Here is an 18514-nt window from a genome sequence, read left to right as displayed (position 1 = left end):
TCACATCGTCCTTGGGAGAAGGATGTCATGCGGCAGGGAACGGACTCCGGCCAGGCGAGGCCGCCGGGGCCCTCGTCAGGCGATGACGCGGCTCTCGCCGCCGTCCACCAGGATCGAGATCCCGTTCACGAACGACGCCCGCTCGCTCGCCAGGAACGCCACCACGTCGCCCACCTCCTCGGCCCGGCCGATCCGGCCCAGCGGCACGACGGCCGCCCGCTCCGCCAGCCCGTCCTCGCCGCCCGCCACCTCACGCAGCCGGTCGGTGTCGATCGGGCCCGGCATCACGTTCGTGACCAGCACCCCGTCGCCGCCCACCTCACGGGCCAGCGTGCGGACCATGCCCGCCACGGCCGACCTCGTCGCGTTGGACAGGGCCAGCCCGTCGATCGCCTCCCGCGCCGACCGGCTCGTCACCGTCACGATGCGGCCCCAGCCGCGCTCGCGCATCCCCGGCAGCGCCGCCCGCACCAGCCGCACGGTGCCGAGCAGGTTGCGCTGCACCGCCACGTCCCACTCGGCCAGGCTCGCGTCCACGAACCGGCCCGGCGGCGGCCCGCCCGCGTTGGCGACCAGGATGTCGACCGGCCCCACCACGTCCTGCGTCTCGCGCACCACCCGCTCGGCCGCCTCCGGGTCCTCCACGTCCGCCAGCACCGCGTGCACCACGCCGCCGAACTCCTGCAACTCCACCACCGCGTCCGCCAGCTTCTCCGGACTGCGGGCGCACACGCACACGTGGCACCCCTCCCTGGCGAGACTCCGGGCGGCGGCCAGCCCGATGCCCGCGCTGCCACCCGTGACGAGTGCGACCTTGCCTGCGATGCCGAGATCCATAACGGCGACTATAGAGACGACGCCCGCACCCGGGCGAGCTTGTCCGGGTTCAGCACGCCGTACATGCCCCGCACGCGCCCCTCGTGCCAGTCGAGGACGACCAGCTGATGATCGGAGCCGATCTCCATCCAGATCCCCGGATGGCCGTTCACGTCCACCACCGACAGCCCGCCGTACTCGTAGCGGGCCAGCACCCCCTCCAGGAACCGCAGCACCTTGTCGCGGCCCTCGATCGGCCGCAGCGCCGCCCGGACCCGGCCGCCGCCGTCGCTCCACATCACGACGTCCTCGTGCAACAGATCCGTCAACGGCCCCAGATCGCCGTCCCCGGCCGCCGCGATGAACCGCGCCAGCAGCTCCTCGTGCTCCCGCGACGACGGCCGGAACCGGTCCCGGCCCTCCGCCAGCCGCACCGACGCCCGATGGTGCATCTGCCGGGCGTTCGCCACCGACGCGCCGACGATCTCCGCGATCTCGTCGTACGGCAGCTCGAACGCCTCCCGCAGCACGAACACCGCCCGCTCCGGCGGCGACAGGCGCTCCATCAGATGCAGCGTCGCGTACGCCACCGTGTCCCGCAGCTCCGCCGTGTCCAGCGGCCCCGCCTCAGCCGACGCCACCGGCTCAGGCAGCCACGGCCCCGGATACGCCTCCCGCTTCACCCGGGCCGAGCGGAGCTGGTCCAGCGCCAGCCGCGACACCACCGTGATCAGGAACGCGCGCGGCTCACGGACCACGTCACGATCCGTGCCCTGCCAGCGCAGCCACGCCTCCTGCACCACGTCCTCGGCGTCCCACATGCTGCCCAGCAGCCGGTAGGCCAGGCCGAGCAGGGCGGGACGGTGTTCCTCGAACTCAGCGGTCCCCGTCATGCCGGGCAGGGTACCCGTATCAAGCATGCCCGCTCCTTCCCTCCTCCCGAGAGGACGGTCCGGCATCACCGAATGTGACAGCCGATGGGTAGAAATACCGCGATGAGCATGATGAGCTTGGGAAATGGCGCGAAATCTCATCCTTTCCGGAGGCCTGTACCACGACTTCGACGCCACGTCGGCCGCCCTCGCCGACGCGCTCGCCGAGGTCGGCGTCGAATCCGAGACCACCGAAGACATCGCCGGCGCCCTCAGCGAACCACCCGAAGTCCAGCTCATCACCATCAACGCGCTGCGCTGGCAGATGACCCACGAACGCTTCGCCGACCAGCGCGACCAATGGCGCTTCCACCTCCCCGCCCAAGCCCGCACCACCCTCCTCGACCACCTCGACCGCGGCGGCGCCCTGCTGTGCATGCACACGGCGTCCATCTGTTTCGACGACTGGCAAGGCTGGCCCCGCGTCCTCGGCGGCTGCTGGACCTGGCCCAAGTCCCACCACCCGCCGCTCGGCTGGACCGGCGTCCGCGTCCACGGCGGCCACCCCATCGTCGACGGGCTGCGCGACTTCGACGTCGTCGACGAGGTGTACAGCGACCTCGACGTGCTGCCCGACGTCCGGCCCCTCGCCTCCTCCCACGGCCAGCCGCTCATCTGGGCCCGGCCGGTGCGGCGGGGGAGGGTCTTCTACGACGCGCTCGGGCATGACACGCGGTCGTACGAGAACGAGATCCACCGGACCCTGCTGCAACGGGCGGCGCTCTGGCTCCTGAAACGCCCCACCACGATCACCGACTAACCGCCTAACGGCTTTAACCGGTCACCGGGGTTGCGCACCTACGGTCTCGACCTTCCAAACGGCAAGGCCCTCACGGGCGGGGCGCTGCGCGCCGAGCGGCTCGGGCGTCCTTCCAGGGCGGCTGGCGCCGCAGGGCGTCGTCTTCACGTGGGGGCGCTTCGCGCCGGGCGGCTCAGCCGGTCGTTTGGGGCGGCTGGCGCCGCACCGCAAGGCCCTCACGAGTGGGGCGCTGCGCGCCGGGCGGCTCGGACGTCCTTCCAGGGCGGCTGGCGCCGCACCGCAAGGCCCTCACGGGCCGGGCGCTGCGCGCCGAGTGGTTCGGACGTCCTTCCAGGGCGGCTGGCGCCGCAGGGCATCGTCCTCACATGGGGGCGCTTCGCGCCGGGCGGTTCACGCGGTCACGGTGGACGGCCCACACCGGAACGCAAGGCCCTCACAGGCGAGGCGTTGCGCCCCGAAAGGCTTGACGATGCGAGTGGGCTGTGGCCAGTGGGCCTTTCGGCGGCATCGGGGCGTTCCGCTGCGGCGTGAGCCGCCTTGGAAGAACGTCCGAACTGCCCGGCGCGCAGCGCCCCGCCCGTGAGGGCATGCGGCGCCAGCCGCCGCGGAGAGGCGGCCCGGAGTCCGCCACCTGGGATGGGCGGCGCGGCGTCAGCCGGCTCGGATGGGGGGTGACACGACGTCAGCCGCCTGGACGGGTGGCGCGGCGTCAGCCGCCGGGGATGGGCGGCCCGGAGAACACCACGGCAGGAGCGCGACAACGCCCACCCACCCCCACGACGACCGGCCCCCGACCCCCAACCCGCCCCCGCGTCCCCCTAGGGGTGTCGAAACTGTCACACCCGTCTGAGATCGTGGCCCCGTGGACGAACGTATAGAACTGGTGAACGAGCAGGACGACGTGGTCGGTGTCGCGGATCGCGACGAGGCCACCCGGCGGGGCTGGCTGCACCGCATCGCCACCACCGTGTGCAGGGACGAGCGGGGCCGCATCCTCGTGCACCGCCGCCCTGACGACTCCCCCCGTTTCCCGGGCTACTACGACGTGCTGGTCGGCGGCGGGGTGGACATCGGCGAGTCCTACGAGGAGGCGGCCCGCCGGGAGCTGGCCGAGGAGCTGGGCGTGGGGGCGCCGGTGGAGTTCGTCGTCAAGTTCCTGTGCCGGGGCATGCTGGGCCCGTACTGGATGGGGGTGCACGAGGCGGTGATCACCGGCCCGTTGCGTCCGGACCCGGCCGAGGTGCCGTGGTACGGCTGGATGGGGGAGGCGGAGCTGCGGCTGGCGATGTGCCGCTGGCCGTTCGTGCCCGACGGTCAGGAGGCCTTCGCCCGCTACCTGGCCATGCGCGCCACCTCGATGGCTTCGTGAGAAACGGCGTCAACCAGCGCGATGCGAGGCGGCATCGAGGGTGGCGCGGAGCTGGGCGAGCCATTCCACGCCCAGCCGGTGCCCGTCCGGGAGCTGGTCGTCGCGGTCCCAGCGCCACGTGGTGACCATCGCCAGTACGAGGGTCCGGCAGTCGCGCAGCAGGCCCGGGTCCACGCCCGGATAGTGCTCGCCCACGTCCTCGGGCGCATGGGCGAGGTCGAACTCCACGGGTCCGCGGCAGCACGTCTCGAGGTCGACGAACAGCAGCCCGTCCTTCGTCGTCAACACGTTGCCCGGGTGGGGTTCGCCGTGCAGCAGCTGCTGGGCGGCGCCGCCACGCTCGTCCACGGCCCGGCCCAGGGTTCGCAACGTGTCGCCGAGCAGGTCCCGGTCCTCGTCGGAGAGCGCCGGGGTGCGGTCACGGCTTGCCAGGAGCCGCAGAGCCTCCTCGACCCGATCGGTGAAGTGCGGCGCGGCGACATCGAGCGTGCGCATCCCGTGGTGCAGCCGTTCGAGCGCCCGGGCGTAGGCGTCCGGCGGTGGCGCGACCGCGTCCGGCGTCACCGGCTCGTAGTACGTCCACAACGTGATCGCGAATCCGTCACGCTCGTGCACGCCCGGCTCCACCCGAGGGTCCAGCGCGGCCACCGGGCTGCCGGTCGCGGCGAGCCGTTGCGCCAGCTCGACCTCGAACGGCGCGACGTGCTCCGCCTCGGGCGCCACCCTGGCCAGCACGTCACACGGGGTCAACCGCAGCGTGAGCTTGTTGGAGTCCTGGAGCACGACCGCGTCGTCGGCCGCCAGGCCGAGCGACGAGGCGACGGACCGGGCCGCGGCCACCGCCCGCAGACCATCTGACGCCCGCATTCGCCACCCGCCCCTCACACCTCGACAACCGCCACCCGATCACCGGCCCGCCGCCGCGTCATGGAGACCCGTTGGTCAGCAGCAGGTAGAAGACATCCCCACGGTAGAAGAACGTGGCCGTGTCCGACTCTCCACCATCAAAGTAGGCCAAGCCCGCACAAGCCGCACCTGAGTAATAGCCCGTGCCACGCAGGAAGTCCGGCCGCACCTCGCAGAACGACCACCCCGCCACGTCACCCCCGAACAGCGCCTCCGGCAACGGCCCCAGCACCGCCCCGGCCGCCTCGTCGTCCAGGCGCCGCCCGTAAGGACTGAACGCCTCCCGCACCATCCAGCGCAGCCGCCGCCAGAACCCGTCCGCGCCCAGCTCCCGTACGTCCGGCCGCACCGGGTCATCCACCACCAGCGGGCCGTCGCCGTCCTGGAGGTTCCACCACCCCCGGCCCCGGTCGACGGCGAGCATCATCTCCTCGAACAGCGGATCGCGCAGGAACGCGGCCAGGACCTCGGCCGGGTCGCCGCCGGTCACCGGCACGTCGGCGCGCACCTTGAGCAGGAAGGTGTTGCTGTTCATGACGGAGTCCACCGCGTCCAGGAACGCCCCGACGGCCGGCGCCGCGGGCCCGTCATACAGTTCGTTCAGCAGCGAGAGCACTCGGCGGTCACAGAGAGGGTGTACGCGGCGGTCAGCGGAGGTTCGCCCGCTGGAGGCGCAGGCTGCCGATCTCGGCGGCGTTCTTCATCAGCTCGACGTTCGCCCACGCCAGCACGTGGCCGAGGGTCAGGCCGCCCTCGGCGAACCAGGTGGTGCGGTCCGTCGCGTCGAGGTCGGCGTCGGAGAGCGCGTCCAGGGCGGCGCGCCAGCGGTCGTGGTGGCCGGTCAACGAGGTCACGGCCGAGCGCACGTCGCCCGGCCACGTGGTGGCCGCCGCCACGGCGGCCCAGTCGGCGGAGGCGCCGTCGCCGAAGCATCCGGCGTACGTGTTCTCCCACCACATGCCCATGTGCCACATCACCCATCCGATCGTCGGCAGCGGGATCGGGTCGAGCTCCTCCAGGGAGAAGTCCGCGGTCCACGTGCCGTCGGGGCGCGGTCGCACGGTCCAGCAGTTCGGCACCGGTTCCCACAGGGCGTCCTCGTCGGTGAGCTGGTCAAGGTGGAGGGTCAGCAGCGACCAGCTCAGGTCGAACTGCCAGCGAATGCGATCAAGTTCAGTCATGTGATCACCCTAGGGGCATGCCGGGAAGGCCCAGGACCGTCATGGTTTCATCCCTTTTCGGCGTCCGGTTCCGCGCTTCACCGGGCGGCGTCCACGGGGGGATGCTGGCGCTCGCCGGTCAGCTACGGGGACGGGAGACCTCATGACGGTACGGGCAGTGGTGGCGGCGGCGTTGTGCGCGGCCCTGACGACGGCAGCGCTCGCCGTGCCCGCCGGGGCACGCACGGCGGCGGTCGCCTGCGGCGACGTCGTGACCGCCGACGTCACGCTCGACGCCGACCTGAACTGCGCGGGCGGCGGCCTGGTCATCGGGGCCGACGGCGTCGTGGTGGACCTCGCCGGCCACACGGTCACCGGCTCCGGCGCCGGCAGGGGGATCGACGTGGCCGGGCATGCGGGCGTGACCGTGCGCGACGGCGCCATCAGCGGATTCACGTACGGGATCCACCAGTTCGCCAAGGACCTGAGCTCGCCGCTCACGATCGAGGCGGTGCGGTTCGCGGCGGCGCCGGTGCGGGTGTTCGCCGGGGTGCTGACGATCGGCGGCACGCCCGCCACCTGCCGGCTCGACGGGCTCGACAGGCAGCTCGGCGCGGTCACGGTCGACCGGTGCTCGGTGACGGGCGGGGTCGTGCTGCGCGACGCCAACAGCTCCGCCATCCGCGACAGCCGGCTCACCACCGGGTGGCTGAACGTCGTCCAGTCCGACCGCGGCGTCTACACGGGCAACACGTTCGACGCCTTCCCCGTCAGCACGGGCGTGGAGAGCCGCCGCAACCGGTTCGCCGGGAACGTGTTCAGGAACGCCGCCGTCGCCATGAGGGCCGGCGAGGTCTACCAGCCGGAGGCGGCCGGGGTGGTCGAGCGCAACCTGTTCACCGGCAACGACATCGGCCTGCGGGCCACGGGCTTCCGCAACGTGGTCGTCCGGGACAACGTGTTCAGCGGCAACCACACGGCGGGCATGCTGCTGATGAACCAGGTTCCCGCGGCCAGCCCCGAAGGCGCGATCCGGAACGTGTTCTGGCGCAACGGGCACCGGCCGAGCGGCGTGAGCGACCCGGGCGGCAACCCGGTGCGCGGCGGCATCCACGTGTGGACCGACGGCGCCGAGGCCACCCGGATCATGCTCGCGCGCAACGTCGGCGCCGGGAACGCCGGGCCGATGATCTGGGCCCCGGCCGGGCAGGTCGTCGACGGCGGCGGCAACCAGGGCCCCTGCGCCCCGGCCCAGAACCCCGGCCTGACCTGCTTCTGAGGCCGAGGCTAGGAGGCCGCCGCGTGGTCGTGGGCGGCGCGCCCGTTCAGCAGGTGTTCACGCCCCCACGCGCCGAGGGGCGCGAGCGCCGCGTTGAGCGAGACGCCGAGTGGGGTGAGGGCGTAGGTGACGCGCCGCACCGCCCCCTCGACCGCCTCCTCCCGGAAGACGATCCCGTCGGACTCCAGCTCGCGCAGGTGCGAGGTGAGCACCTTCTCGGTGACACCGGGAATCCCGCGTCGCAGCTCGCCGAACCGGCACGGCCCGTCGTTCAGCTCCCACAGGATGAGCACCTTCCACTTCCCGCCGACCACGTCGATCGCCGCGTCGATCCCGCACACGTACGTATCCCGCCTGGTCATGAACCCACCATAAGGTAACCACCCACAATAAAGTGCGTTCTTGATCTTGATCAGGGGCGGGCGCGAGCCTGGACGGCATGAACACGTCCAAGACTCCCATCACCCTGCTCGGCCTCGGCGACATGGGCGCCGCGCTGGGCCGGTCCTGGCTCGCCGCCGGGCACCCGCTGACCGTCTGGAACCGTACCCCGGAGAAGGCCGGACCGCTGGTCGAGGCGGGCGCCCGCGCGGCGGGCAGCGCCGCCGAGGCGGTGGCCGCGGCCACCGGTCCCGTGATCCTGTGCCTGCTGGACGACGACTCCGTCGGCGCGACGCTGGACGGCGCCGACCTGGCCGGCAAGGACCTGATCAACCTGACCACCGGCACCCCCGAGCAGGGCAGGCGGCGCGCCCGCTGGGCGGAGGAACGCGGCGCCCGCTTCCTGGACGGCGGCATCATGGCCGTCCCGCCGATGATCGGCGTCCCGGAGAGCGGCGGCTACATCCTCTACAGCGGCGACCAGGCCCTGTTCGAGCGGCACCGGGAGGCGCTGGAGGTCCCGGCGGCGGTGAACTACGTCGGCTCGGACGCCGGCCACGCGGCGCTGTACGACGTCGCGCTGCTCAGCGCCATGACCGCGATGCTCGCCGGCACCACCCACGCCTTCGCCCTGGTCGACGGCGAGAAGGAGGTGGACCTGTCGCGGTTCGCCACGCTGCTCGCCGGCTGGCTCGGCGCGATGTCCGGTGCCGCCCACGGCATGGCCGCCCAACTGGAGAGCGGCGACTACACGCTCGGCGTGCACTCCAACCTGGCCATGATGTCCGCGGGCAACGCCACGTTCCTGGACACCTCGCGGGAGCAGGGCGTCGACCCCGGGCTGCTGACGCCGTTCATGGACCTGATGGCCCGGCGGGTCGCGCAGGGCCACGGCGACGAGGGCCTGGCCGGGATCGTCGGGCTGCTCAGAGAGGGCGCCGGGCGAGCGTGAGCAGGTGACCGCTCACCCCGAGCAGCGACGGCTCGGACTCCATGACCCGCTGGGCGTCGAGCAGCAGCGCCCGCCGCCCCGGGTCGTCGAGCCAGTCGTCGAGGTCCCCGTACAGCCAGAACGCCCCCTCCAGCCCGTACCTGCCGACCTCGGGGAACCCGGCGTCGGCGAACTCGCCCGGCACGTCGTCCGGATCGTGGAAGTAGGCGGTGAAGCCGCGCCCCGGCGACAGCATGACGCCGCCGGTCGCGGCGGCGAGCGCGGCCTGCCGCTCCGGCGCGCGCACGTAGTGGCCGAGCTGGATGGTGCCGTGCACGGCCGCGTAGCGGTTGATGGTCGCGGCCGCCACCAGCCCGCCCGGCCGCACGGCGCGCCGGGCCTCCGCCAGCGCCCGCACCCGGTCGGCGCGCTCGGGCAGGTGGTAGAGCGGGCCCAGCAGCAGGACCGCGTCGGCGCTCGCGTCGGGCACCGGCAGGCGGCGCGCGTCGCCCAGCCGGGCCCGCACCCCGGGCAGCCGCGCGGCCCGCTCGACGTGCAGCGGGATCGGGTCCAGCAGCTCGACCTCGTAGCCGTCGGCGCTCAGCCATTCGGCGTGCACCCCGGTGCCGCCGCCCACGTCCAGCACCCGGGCCGGGACCGGGGGCAGCGTCCGGCGCAACACGTCCTGCGTGCGCCACAGCTCCAGCCGGTTGCGCCCTTCGCGCAGCCGTTCGTGCTCCAGGTCCTGGGCGTAGTAAGCGACGAGCTCGGGTGTCAGCGCCATGCTCGATCTTGCCGAGCGGCGCGGGCCGCCGGCAACCGGAATTTCAGGAACTGCCGGACAGGCGGCGGGCCGAGGTCGACTCGTGGGCCAGGCGGCGCAGCGCGTCGAACGCCCGCCCGTACAGGACCGTCCCCAGCACCAGCGCCTCCACGGCGGCGTCACGCGGGCCGTCGTACGGGATCGTGTCGATCTCGACCTCCTCGACCAGCCTGCCGGCCGCCGCTGCGTACGGGGCCAGCTCGGGCGTGTGGCCGAGCTGGCGCATCCGCATCACCGTGTGCGCCAGCTCGTGCCGGGCGGGCGCCTCCGGCTCCACCTTCCAGCCCAGGCCGGCCAGGAACGCGTCGACCTCGGCCAGCGCGGCGTCCCACTCGGGCGTCGCCTCCGGCTCGACGCGCGGGCTGAGCGCGTAGTGGGCGGTGCCGAGCATCGTGTGGACCGGCAGCGACTCGTCCTCGACCGCCTCCACGACCTTCTTGATGGCCGACACCGGCAGCCTGCCCACCTCCAGCAGCGCCCGGATCAGGCGCAGCCTGCGCAGGTGTGTGGCGTCGTACTCGGCCCGGGTGGCGGACGTCTGCTCGCCCGGGTGGAGCAGGCCCTCGCGCAGGTAGTACTTGATCGTGGCGATGGGCACGCCGGACTCGGCGCTCAGTTCGGACATGCGCATCACTGGATAATAGTGCTATCCAGATCGGGCCAGGTGCCGCGCCGCGCTCACCACGTCCTGCACGTCCGCCTGGCGGTTCCACAGCAGCACCACCTCGATGGGCGGCACCTCCTCCTCGATCGGCACGAACGCCAGCCGCTCCGGCACCGGAACCCCCTCGCGCACGCACAGCGCGTAACCCGCGCCCTCGCCCACCATGGCGACGACCGTGTCGTGCGTGGCCGCCGACGGCCCCAGCCGGGGATGCAGGCGATGGCGCACGAACGCCTCCAGGAACCGGCGCGCCCCCGCGACCGCCTCCGACTCCGGCATCACCAGCGGCTCGCCCGCCAGCGCCGCCAGCGGCAGCCGCACGTACGCGGCCAGCTCGTGGTCGCGCGGCAGCAGGGCGCGCACGGGGGAGCGGTGGACGAGCACGCGCGCCACCCCGCGCGGCAGCGACCCCGGCGCGTAGCCGAGGCCCGCCTGGAGCGTGCCGTCCATGAGCGAGACGAGCTGCTCGGCGGTGCCCATCGGCGCCATGCGCAGCCGCGCCTGCTGGAGCTGCGCGAGCAGGCGGGCGGCCACGTCGCCCAGCCCGTCGGCCACGCCCAGCCTGGCGGTCCGCCCCTTGCCCCGGGCCGCCGTGGCCGCCCGGCCCAGCGCGTCCACCGCGACCGTCGCCTGGGCCAGGAACACCTCGCCCGCCTCGGTGAGCTGCACCCCGGACGGCGAACGGCTGAACAACTCGACGCCGAGCTCCCTCTCCAGCGCCCTGAGCTGTTCCGACAGGGTCGGCTGGGCGACGCGCAGAAGAGCCGCGGCTCGGCGCAGGCTGCCGGCACGGGCGATGGTGATCGCGTACCGGATATGGCGTAGGTCCATCCCTCACCTCGACTCTGTCTTACAGAAATTGACATGCGTCGTGAAGGGCCCCGGTGAATTGCCCGTGCTTCTACGGACATGTAGGGATGTCCGATAGGCCGCGGACAGAGCAGATCGGCCGGCTACAGCGGTCGCCCAGGGTCGTCCAGCCACACCCGCTGCCCGTCGGCCGTGACCGTCATCCCGAACCGTTCACGGCCCGGCTCACCCCAGCTCACCCACCGGAAGTAGGCGTCGGTCACCTCGTCCCACAGCGGCCGGCCGCCCACCTGGAAGACCTCGTACTCCTCGGCGTCCGGCCGCCAGTCCACGACCGCCCACGACCCCGGGTCCTCCGGGTCCGACAGCCACATCCGATACAGCTCCCCGTCCTCGTCGGGCTCCGCGCTGCCGTGACAGGCCACGCCGGTCAGCGCCGCGACGGCCAGATCCGCCCCCGCCGGGGCGTGCGCGATCGTCCGGGGATCGACGCGGGTGGTCAGATGGCGCCTGTCCTCGGGCCCGCGCGGCGGCCGGACCGGGCGGGGCCGCTGGGAGCGCATCATCATGTACGAGGCGAACCCCGGGAACCGGCCGTACGCGGCGCCGTCTCGGGTGGTGACCAGCCGGAGGCCGTGGCTGGTGCCGAACCCCGGGCTGTAGGGAAGCACGATCACCGCCCCCGGCCGGGCCTGGCGGACCCAGGCGTACGGGATCGTCCGGACGCCGCACGTGACGTGCACCCGGTCGAACGGCGCGCGCTCCGCGCACCCGTCCGCCCCGTCCCCCACGACCAGATGGGGACGGAGCTCCGCCTCCGCGAGCCTCCAGGCCGCCTGGCCCGCCACCACGGGGTCGATCTCGATCGAGGTCACGTTCGCCGCGCCCACCAGGTGGCAGAGCAGGGCGGCCGTCCAGCCGGTGCCGGTGCCCACCTCCAGAACCCGCTGCCCGGGCTCGGCGCCGAGCCACCGCAGCAGCTCGACCACGGTGCTGGGCGCCGAGGCGGACGAGGTGTAGTCGCCGTCCAGATCCTCGACGGCGCTCCTGCCGTCGTCCAGCTGGGTCACGATGCTGGTGTCGGTGTAGACGGCCGCCATCCAGTCAGCCGGATCGGCGTCCCGGTCGATGAGGCGAACCGTGTCGTCGGGCGCATGAGCCAGCCCGACGGACGGGACGAACCGGTGCCGATGCACCGCGCGCAGCGCCGAGGCGATCGGGCCGTCCACCGGGCCGATCTCCGCGATCAGCGCTTCAACCCCGGGGACGTTTTCCGCCCCATTCAACTTTCCTCCCCGCGTTTCACTGACGCGCATTTGTAGCAATGGGGACTGTAACCATAAAACGGATAGTAACCTTACAGATACTCTGAGTAATTCATAGAGTGGGCGTCACCAGACCCAGTCCCTCTTTATCGGGAGGTCAGCCCCTCATGCACACCCTCATCCGTGCAGCCGCGCTCACCGCCACAGCCGCCGCCCTGGCCATCGGCGGCACCGTCACGGCCCCCGTCTCCCCGGCGGCCGCCGTCGCCCAGCTCCACCCGATGCCGTCCGGCATCTCCTATCTGCCCGCCCGGGTCAACCTGCAGCCGACCGCGTCCGGCACCTGGGTCAACACCCGGCTCGCGGTCACCCTGCCCGAAGCCGGCACCTACTCGCTCGACCTGAACGTCCGCACCCGGCTCTCAGGGGTTCCCCCGGTCAACACGTACATCGTCGGCCGCCTCCGCAACGCCACGACCAACACCCTCCTGCCGCGCAGCGCGCGGATACTCAACCAGATCGCCGACCACACCCGCGCCGGGAACGGCGCCGGTCACATCGGCCAGAACACCACCAGCCCGATCAGCGAGCGGATCACCGTCGACGAGCCGACCAGGATCGTGCTGGAGGTGCGCCGCATCAACAGCCTCGGCCGTTCGACCGCCGCCGACGTCTGGAACGACGGAAACGGCCTGACGTCGTTCCGCTTCACCAAGACCGCCTGACGTCCGACGAATCCGACAGGTCCCGTACGCCCTCCCGTACGGGACCTGTCGGCGTCATTTCTTGGTGCCGCTGCCACCGGCGTGCTTTCCGTCGCCCCCTTTTCTGGCGTCCGGCTGAGGCTTGTCTGGGGTGAACGGTTTGTCCTTCTTCGGATCCCGCTCATGCTTGCCCACGGCGCCTCCAGTGCGCTCATTCCAGTGCTGGCTGTGACCTTACGATCACGCCCTGAAGGCGGCAACCGATCCACCGGAAAAGGGAAACTCGAATTTCCTCTTGCCGGGTAGCCGTACCCGTCTGGAATCGTCGGTAACAGGGCAAAAGTTACGGGTTTTTATATTGATTTTATTGTGATCTACGCCATATTGATCGAATAGACCTACCGCTCGATGATCAAACCTGACAATCCAGACTCACGGGGATTGAAGGTGTTTGTGAACGAGTTAGGAAGAAGGACCCGGCTCCTCAGGAAACCGGGCCGAAGTCTCGTGTCGGCGACGGTGCTCACGGTGGCAGCATCGTTGCTGGTCGCAGGACCGGTCAGGCAGGCGGCGGCCGAGCCGGACCCCCAGGAACCCTCAAGTCCGTCGGTCACCACGTTCCCCCGCCCGGAGGACCCCGACGCGGCCCTGCGCGCAGCGGTGGCGGAGGCGAAGCAGCAGAACAAGCCGGCCGCTTAACTTTGCATCCTGGTCCGTGGGCAAGGATGTTTATGTCCCTCCCACGTCTAGGCCAGTCTCTATAAACACGCCATGCGGAGGCGAGGCGACAAAGAATGGTAAACTGCTACGCCTGACCACATATAGCAAATATACGAAGCCTCAATAGTCGGCGCGACGCATAATGATCTGTTCCGATGGGTTGGCGGGCGTGCAGCCGTTCGCCAACCCATCGGGTGTTCAGCTAGGATGCGGATGATGATCGAAGCGGTGAGAATGGCGATCGGCACTCTACGGCTTTGGGTCTCCTTATGGGTAGCGGCGGCACTTATAGGTAGCTGCAGCATTGGCTCATATTCTACGAGTGCATTGCGGGATCCAGAAGACTTTCGGAATCTCACAGAAAGTGCCTTGTGGGTAGCCCATCCCGATTATGGACTGTACCCGGGGCCAGTACTCGGGGATTCTGGGGAAGGCTTAACTACATCTTATTCGGCGTATCGTCTTGGCGACGTGATGGCAGGACGCTCCGGTGCATTGAAAATAACAGTCTCACCTGCCGTAGATTCGACGGGCGTACAGATTTCCAGCTTCCCGAGGACCCGTCTCGGCCGGGCTCTCGAAGTATTTGGTTCCGCACACACACGTGCAGATGGTAAGGAGGAGGCGCGGGAGTTTCTTTCGAATATGGGAGAGAGTGTGGAAGTGACTGTCTTGGTAGAACTCGTGAAACCAATGGCTGAGGGCGATGTTTTTGATGCGAAGCTAGGGTTGCCCGAACCGCAGCGCGCCCTCCTTTCTTATGGAGAAGGTGAGTTGCCTCTCGGAAACAGCATCTATTGCCAGCGATCGTGTGATGAGCAATCGTATGTGGCGTCCTTTAGGGAATGGGTTTCTACGCTCACGCCGATGGACGAGCCTGTGTTGAAGTCATTTGGCCTCAGTTTGAAAAGACTGCGGGCGGCTGCTGTCGCGGGAAAGATCTATGGAATGATCTACGAGAATTATGGTGCTGCGCCACTTCTTGCAATTTTGCAGCATCCCATGGTGAAGACTGTTTATGTGGCCGATGTAAGCCTTCGCTGTGAGTCTGATAGCGCGGCCATATGTCGCCCAATGCGAGGCTGACCTCGATCTTTTGTGTACTTAAATAGGTGGGAGAAAGTACGTAATACCAATCCCCCTGCTGATCGCTCGAGTGGCGCTAGCGTATAAGAGAGACAATAGTTTGAGCTGCTGTCTCAGAAGCTGCCCTGCGGGGCGGCGACTGTGTGATTATTCGGTAGAATAGGTGTTCAGCGCTATTGTCTGGTGTGCTTTCACCGGCCCAGTGGGTCGTCTTCATTCGTGTGCGGCCGACTGCTGATCACGGCCTAAAGGTGAGGTTGGCGTGCGCCTGATGGCATGGCGAAGGCCCTGATATGCGGACTCGTCACCACAACCACATCCGCCACGACCAGGGTCCGCGGATGCGGTTCAGCCGTCGACTGTCCCGCCCAACCCCGGGTTGAGCAGCCACCATGTCGACCCGGATGGCCTCGGTGCCGGCGGATGGGTTTGGCGACTCCGTTCAGCGGGCTAGCAGGCCCTGCTCCTGCTGGCCCCGCCTGTGCCAAGAGGTGACCTTCTGAGCTCGGAGCTGTATACGAAGCCTCCTTTGACATCGCGTGGCGATGTTTGGCAGAGGCCGTGATGCTCTTGTCGGAACGCTCACCCATAATCGGATTGGTCCTACGCAAAGCGAAACATGGCGGGCTGCACTACCTGCTGCTGGCCGGCACGCTGGTTCATATCGATCGGATCGTTGCCAGGCCGGTCCACTTCTCGGAATGCGTCGCGCGTATACATGATCACTCAGGTCATCGCCTCTCCAGAGAGAACGGTCCTGTGGGCAGGAGGCGCCCTGTCGGTGCAAGCCCACAGCCTGAGTCCCGCCCGCATATGCGCATCGTCCAAACACTTGAGCAGGCGGGGAAACATCGTCTTTGTGGACACGGCGTATGAAGGAGCCGAAGGCCGGCCCGCACCCCGCGCAGGGTAAGAACAGCCGAGTCGCAGAGGTAGGCCAACCACGCCCACGCCAGACTGCGCGGTCCTGGCGAACGCGCCAACGCCCAAGCTGAAGTTGGAGGATGTTGTGGAAGCTACGTTGCAGCCCTCCCAGGCTGGCCACCGGCGTAAGGCCATCGCCGTCCTAGATACCACCGGATCAACACAGGCCGCATGAAGTCGCAGGCGTTCAGTGATAGTTGCGCGAAGCTGGAATTTGGGGCGAGGTGGTGCGGTGATGCTATGTCAGTAGCCCCTTAGGTCTGAAGATGGGACGAAGCGGGCATGGCGTTTCTCGGCATCGGCCGGGTCGAGGAGGGACAAGGTCGCCAGCCAGGCCGCTGCGCCGGCGGGGTCTCCCGCCGTGTGGACGGTTCCCAGCAGGCCCCGTACGGAGTCCCGGACCGGGCCCGGTGAGGTGAGGACGCTGCCGGCGAGGACGAGGGGCGAGCCCGGATCGTGTACGCGCAGGGCGGTGGCGGCCAGCAGGTGGGCGGCTTCCGTGGCGATGGCCACGGCCTCCGGGTCGCCGGCGGCTGCGGCTTCGGAGATCAGGGGCGCCAGTTCGGCGAGGGCCAGCGGCGGCCGGGAGTGCACGGCGGCGACCAGGCGGTCCGCCAGCGCCGGGCCCGGGGCCGGACCCATGGCGGGGCCCAGGGTGGGACCCGGGGCCGGATCGTGGGGTGGGGAGGCGGGGAGGAGGCGGCGGGTGACCAGGTCGACCAGAGGTGAGGGCCGGCCTTCCGAGAGCGCGCGGAGGGCGGCGCGGGCGGCGGTGCGGCCGAGCCAGAAGCCGGAGCCGTCGTCGCCCAGGAGCCACCCGTAGCCGTCCGAGGTGGCGACCACGGCGCGGCCGGTAATTTTTGCCGCGATCGCCCCCGTCCCCGAGATGAGGACGGTGCCCGAGGGGGCGGGGGTGCCGGCGCAGAAGGCGGTGACGACGTCGCCGACGTTCCGGACGAGGCGCGGGCGGAGGGTGCGGGGGAGACCGCAGGGGGCGCCGCCGGCGAAGAGCCGCCGGGTCAGGGCGTCGGCGAGGGCGGGGTTGCCTGCCAGGCCGAGCGCGAGCGACGCCACCTGGGCGGGGTCCGCTCCCGCGAGCGCGGAGGCGATGGCGGACGACACGTTGGCGCAGGCGTGGTCGAGGCCGAGGGTGCCGGGGTTGCCGCCGCCGGCGGTGCCGCGTCCCACTTCCTCGCCGTCCACGGTGAAGGCTGCCGCGCGGGTGGAGGTGCCGCCGGCGTCGACGCCCAGAACCAGCCTCATGTCAAGAATTATCGCCACAAGCCTTGACCAAGCCAAGAGTTGAGCATAATTATCACCACATGGAACTACTCGGCCGCATCAGGACCGAACGGCATGAGATGCCGGAAGCCCTGCGGAAGGTCGCCGACGCCATCCTCGCCGGCCCGGGCGAGGCGGCGCGGCTGACGATCGTGGACCTGGCGGAGCGCAGCGGCACCTCGACCGCGACCATCACCCGGTTCTGCCGGGCGCTGGGCTTCGGCGGCTACGCCGAGTTGCGCGTGGCCGTGGCCACCGAGACCGGGCGGGTCAAGCAGCAGACCTGGCAGACCGACATCGGCCAGGAGATCCTGCCCGGTGACAGCCTGGAGAAGGTGCTGGGCGTGGTGTCGGGCAACGACATCCGGCTGATCCAGGAGACCGGCGACCAGCTCGACCTGGCCGTGGTGGAGAAAGTGGCGCAGGCGGTGGCGGGCGCCGGGCGGGTGCTGCTGTTCGGGGTGTCGAGCAGCGCGGCGGTCGCCAGCGAGATGGAGTACCGGCTGCAGCGGATGCGGGTGCCCACCTGGAGCAGGTCCGACGCGCACAGCGCGCTCACGGACGCGGCGCTGCTCGGGCAGGGTGACGTGGCGATCGGCATCTCGCACAGCGGCCGGACGCGCGAGGTCATCGAGGTGCTGGCGGAGGCCGGGAGCCACGGCGCGATCACGGTCGCGGTGACGTCGCATCCCCGTTCGCCGCTGGCCGAGGTGGCCGAGCTGGTGCTGACGACCGCGAGCCGGGAGACGACGTTCCGGGCCGACGGGTTCGCGGCGATCCACTCGCAGTTGCTGGTGCTGGACGTGGTGTACGTGTCGGTGGCGCAGCGGACGTACGAGCGGACGCGGGAGGCGTTCGACGTGACGGTGCGGGCCGTGGAAGGGCATCGCCTGCCGGAAGACGGACTCCCCGAGGGAGATTTATGACGATAAATCCGCAACAATTCGCCGACCACATCGCCGAGCTCGTCCGGACGATCCCTGACGACCCGGCCATCGAGAAGGCCGCCGAGCTGTTCACCAGGGCGCTGACCAGAGGCGGGGTCATCCAGGCGTTCGGCTCGGGCCACTCCGAGGCGGTCGCCATGGAGATCGCCGGTCGCGCCGGCGGCCTGGTGCCGACCAACCGCCTCGCCCTCCGCGACATCGTCCTGTACGGGGACGCCCCCCGTGAGGCGCTGGACCGCTACGACCTCGAACGCGACCCGGCCGTCGCCCGGGCCATCCTGGAGGCGGCCCCGGTCCACGACGACGACCTGTTCGTGATCATCTCGAACTCCGGCGTGAACGGCGTCGTGGTCGAGCTCGCCACCCTCGTCAAGCAGCGCGGTCACGACCTGATCGCCATCACCTCGCACGCGCACAGCGGCGCGGTCGCCTCCCGCCACCCCTCGGGCCGCAAGCTCGCCGACCTGGCCGACGTCGTGCTCGACAACCGGGCCCCGTACGGCGACGCCGTGCTGCCCCTGCCCGACGGAGGCGCCACCGGTGCCGTCTCCACCATCACCTCCGCGCTGATCGCCCAGCTCGTCGTCGCCAGGACGGTGCGCGACCTGCTGGCGGCCGGCCAGGTGCCGCCGGTCTACCTGTCGGCCAACGTGCCGGAGGGCGACGCGCACAACCTCAGGCTCGAAGCGCTGTACGCGGGCCGCATCCGCCGCGGCGCCTGACCCCAGAAGCGCCAAATCCAGAAGCTCGAAACCC

The 18514-nt window shown here is 70.4% G+C and carries 20 protein-coding genes; 9 read left to right on the top strand and 11 right to left on the bottom strand.

What is annotated here, in order from left to right; genetic code table 11:
- Window positions 1–75: 75 nt before the first annotated feature.
- Both ACWDXC_RS34125 and ACWDXC_RS34120 read right to left on the bottom strand, forming a co-directional pair.
- Window positions 76–837, bottom strand: coding sequence for an SDR family oxidoreductase (locus tag ACWDXC_RS34125; RefSeq protein WP_364183693.1), 762 nt, complete (start codon window positions 835–837; stop codon window positions 76–78).
- 8 nt (window positions 838–845) lie between these two features.
- Window positions 846–1709, bottom strand: a complete 864-nt coding sequence (locus tag ACWDXC_RS34120) for an RNA polymerase sigma-70 factor (protein ID WP_449988955.1) — start codon at window positions 1707–1709, stop codon at window positions 846–848.
- A 124-nt stretch (window positions 1710–1833) separates the two neighbouring features.
- On the opposite strand from ACWDXC_RS34120, the gene ACWDXC_RS34115 reads away from it, so the two are divergent.
- Entirely contained in the window at window positions 1834–2508 is a 675-nt protein-coding gene (locus ACWDXC_RS34115) for a ThuA domain-containing protein (RefSeq protein WP_219510154.1), read from the top strand.
- 862 nt (window positions 2509–3370) lie between these two features.
- Window positions 3371–3877, top strand: coding sequence for an NUDIX hydrolase (locus tag ACWDXC_RS34110; RefSeq protein WP_357585391.1), 507 nt, complete (start codon window positions 3371–3373; stop codon window positions 3875–3877).
- 9 nt (window positions 3878–3886) lie between these two features.
- On the opposite strand, the gene ACWDXC_RS34105 is transcribed toward ACWDXC_RS34110, so the two are convergent.
- The 3 genes from ACWDXC_RS34105 to ACWDXC_RS34095 form a co-directional block, all read right to left on the bottom strand.
- Window positions 3887–4744 carry a phosphotransferase gene (locus tag ACWDXC_RS34105; RefSeq protein WP_449988952.1) on the bottom strand — a complete coding sequence of 286 codons (858 nt, stop codon included), beginning with the start codon at window positions 4742–4744 and terminating at the stop codon, window positions 3887–3889.
- Window positions 4745–4802: 58 nt separating this feature from the next.
- Entirely contained in the window at window positions 4803–5318 is a 516-nt protein-coding gene (locus ACWDXC_RS34100) for a hypothetical protein (RefSeq protein ID WP_449988950.1), read from the bottom strand.
- A 112-nt stretch (window positions 5319–5430) separates the two neighbouring features.
- A complete protein-coding gene (locus ACWDXC_RS34095) occupies window positions 5431–5964 on the bottom strand; it encodes a DinB family protein (protein WP_449988947.1) in 534 nt (177 codons plus the stop codon).
- Between the two features lie 142 nt (window positions 5965–6106).
- Between ACWDXC_RS34095 and ACWDXC_RS34090 the strand changes: the two genes are divergently transcribed.
- Entirely contained in the window at window positions 6107–7222 is a 1116-nt protein-coding gene (locus ACWDXC_RS34090; RefSeq protein ID WP_449988944.1) for a right-handed parallel beta-helix repeat-containing protein, read from the top strand.
- 8 nt (window positions 7223–7230) lie between these two features.
- Here ACWDXC_RS34090 and ACWDXC_RS34085 read toward each other — a convergent pair whose 3' ends face one another.
- Window positions 7231–7584, bottom strand: a complete 354-nt coding sequence (locus tag ACWDXC_RS34085) for a winged helix-turn-helix transcriptional regulator (RefSeq protein ID WP_449988941.1) — start codon at window positions 7582–7584, stop codon at window positions 7231–7233.
- A 68-nt stretch (window positions 7585–7652) separates the two neighbouring features.
- Between ACWDXC_RS34085 and ACWDXC_RS34080 the strand changes: the two genes are divergently transcribed.
- Complete coding sequence (locus tag ACWDXC_RS34080; protein WP_449989093.1) at window positions 7653–8555, top strand: NAD(P)-dependent oxidoreductase; 903 nt, start codon at window positions 7653–7655, stop codon at window positions 8553–8555.
- Here the strand turns inward: ACWDXC_RS34080 and ACWDXC_RS34075 are convergent.
- The 4 genes from ACWDXC_RS34075 to ACWDXC_RS34060 form a co-directional block, all read right to left on the bottom strand.
- Entirely contained in the window at window positions 8530–9318 is a 789-nt protein-coding gene (locus tag ACWDXC_RS34075) for a class I SAM-dependent methyltransferase (RefSeq protein WP_449988938.1), read from the bottom strand. The two genes, ACWDXC_RS34080 and ACWDXC_RS34075, sit on opposite strands and share 26 nt — an antisense overlap.
- 43 nt (window positions 9319–9361) lie before the next feature.
- Window positions 9362–9988, bottom strand: a complete 627-nt coding sequence (locus ACWDXC_RS34070) for a MerR family transcriptional regulator (protein WP_219510163.1) — start codon at window positions 9986–9988, stop codon at window positions 9362–9364.
- A gap of 15 nt (window positions 9989–10003) precedes the next feature.
- On the bottom strand, window positions 10004–10852 hold the full coding sequence (locus ACWDXC_RS34065) for a LysR family transcriptional regulator (RefSeq protein WP_219510164.1): 849 nt from the start codon (window positions 10850–10852) through the stop codon (window positions 10004–10006).
- A 122-nt stretch (window positions 10853–10974) separates the two neighbouring features.
- Window positions 10975–12117, bottom strand: coding sequence for a methyltransferase domain-containing protein (locus ACWDXC_RS34060; RefSeq protein WP_449988934.1), 1143 nt, complete (start codon window positions 12115–12117; stop codon window positions 10975–10977).
- 146 nt (window positions 12118–12263) lie between these two features.
- Here ACWDXC_RS34060 and ACWDXC_RS34055 point away from each other — a divergent pair, with 146 nt between their 5' ends.
- The 3 genes from ACWDXC_RS34055 (at window position 12264) to ACWDXC_RS34045 (ending at window position 14606) form a co-directional block, all read left to right on the top strand.
- Entirely contained in the window at window positions 12264–12821 is a 558-nt protein-coding gene (locus tag ACWDXC_RS34055; RefSeq protein ID WP_449988932.1) for a hypothetical protein, read from the top strand.
- A gap of 507 nt (window positions 12822–13328) precedes the next feature.
- Window positions 13329–13499 (top strand): hypothetical protein, encoded by a 171-nt coding sequence (locus ACWDXC_RS34050; protein WP_449988929.1) that lies wholly within the window; start codon window positions 13329–13331, stop codon window positions 13497–13499.
- Between the two features lie 237 nt (window positions 13500–13736).
- Window positions 13737–14606, top strand: coding sequence for a hypothetical protein (locus ACWDXC_RS34045; protein WP_449988926.1), 870 nt, complete (start codon window positions 13737–13739; stop codon window positions 14604–14606).
- A 1167-nt stretch (window positions 14607–15773) separates the two neighbouring features.
- On the opposite strand, the gene ACWDXC_RS34040 is transcribed toward ACWDXC_RS34045, so the two are convergent.
- On the bottom strand, window positions 15774–16793 hold the full coding sequence (locus ACWDXC_RS34040; protein ID WP_449988923.1) for an N-acetylglucosamine kinase: 1020 nt from the start codon (window positions 16791–16793) through the stop codon (window positions 15774–15776).
- Between the two features lie 59 nt (window positions 16794–16852).
- Between ACWDXC_RS34040 and ACWDXC_RS34035 the strand changes: the two genes are divergently transcribed.
- Together ACWDXC_RS34035 and ACWDXC_RS34030 are read left to right on the top strand one after the other, a co-directional pair.
- A complete protein-coding gene (locus tag ACWDXC_RS34035) occupies window positions 16853–17737 on the top strand; it encodes a MurR/RpiR family transcriptional regulator (protein WP_364183653.1) in 885 nt (294 codons plus the stop codon).
- On the top strand, window positions 17734–18480 hold the full coding sequence (locus ACWDXC_RS34030) for a sugar isomerase domain-containing protein (RefSeq protein WP_449988920.1): 747 nt from the start codon (window positions 17734–17736) through the stop codon (window positions 18478–18480). Before ACWDXC_RS34035 ends, ACWDXC_RS34030 begins: the two co-directional genes overlap by 4 nt.
- Window positions 18481–18514 lie beyond the last annotated feature (34 nt).

This window comes from Nonomuraea sp. NPDC003214, assembly GCF_053590035.1.
Note: the sequence above shows the minus strand (reverse complement) of the source record. Positions and strands in the feature narration are given on the sequence as shown.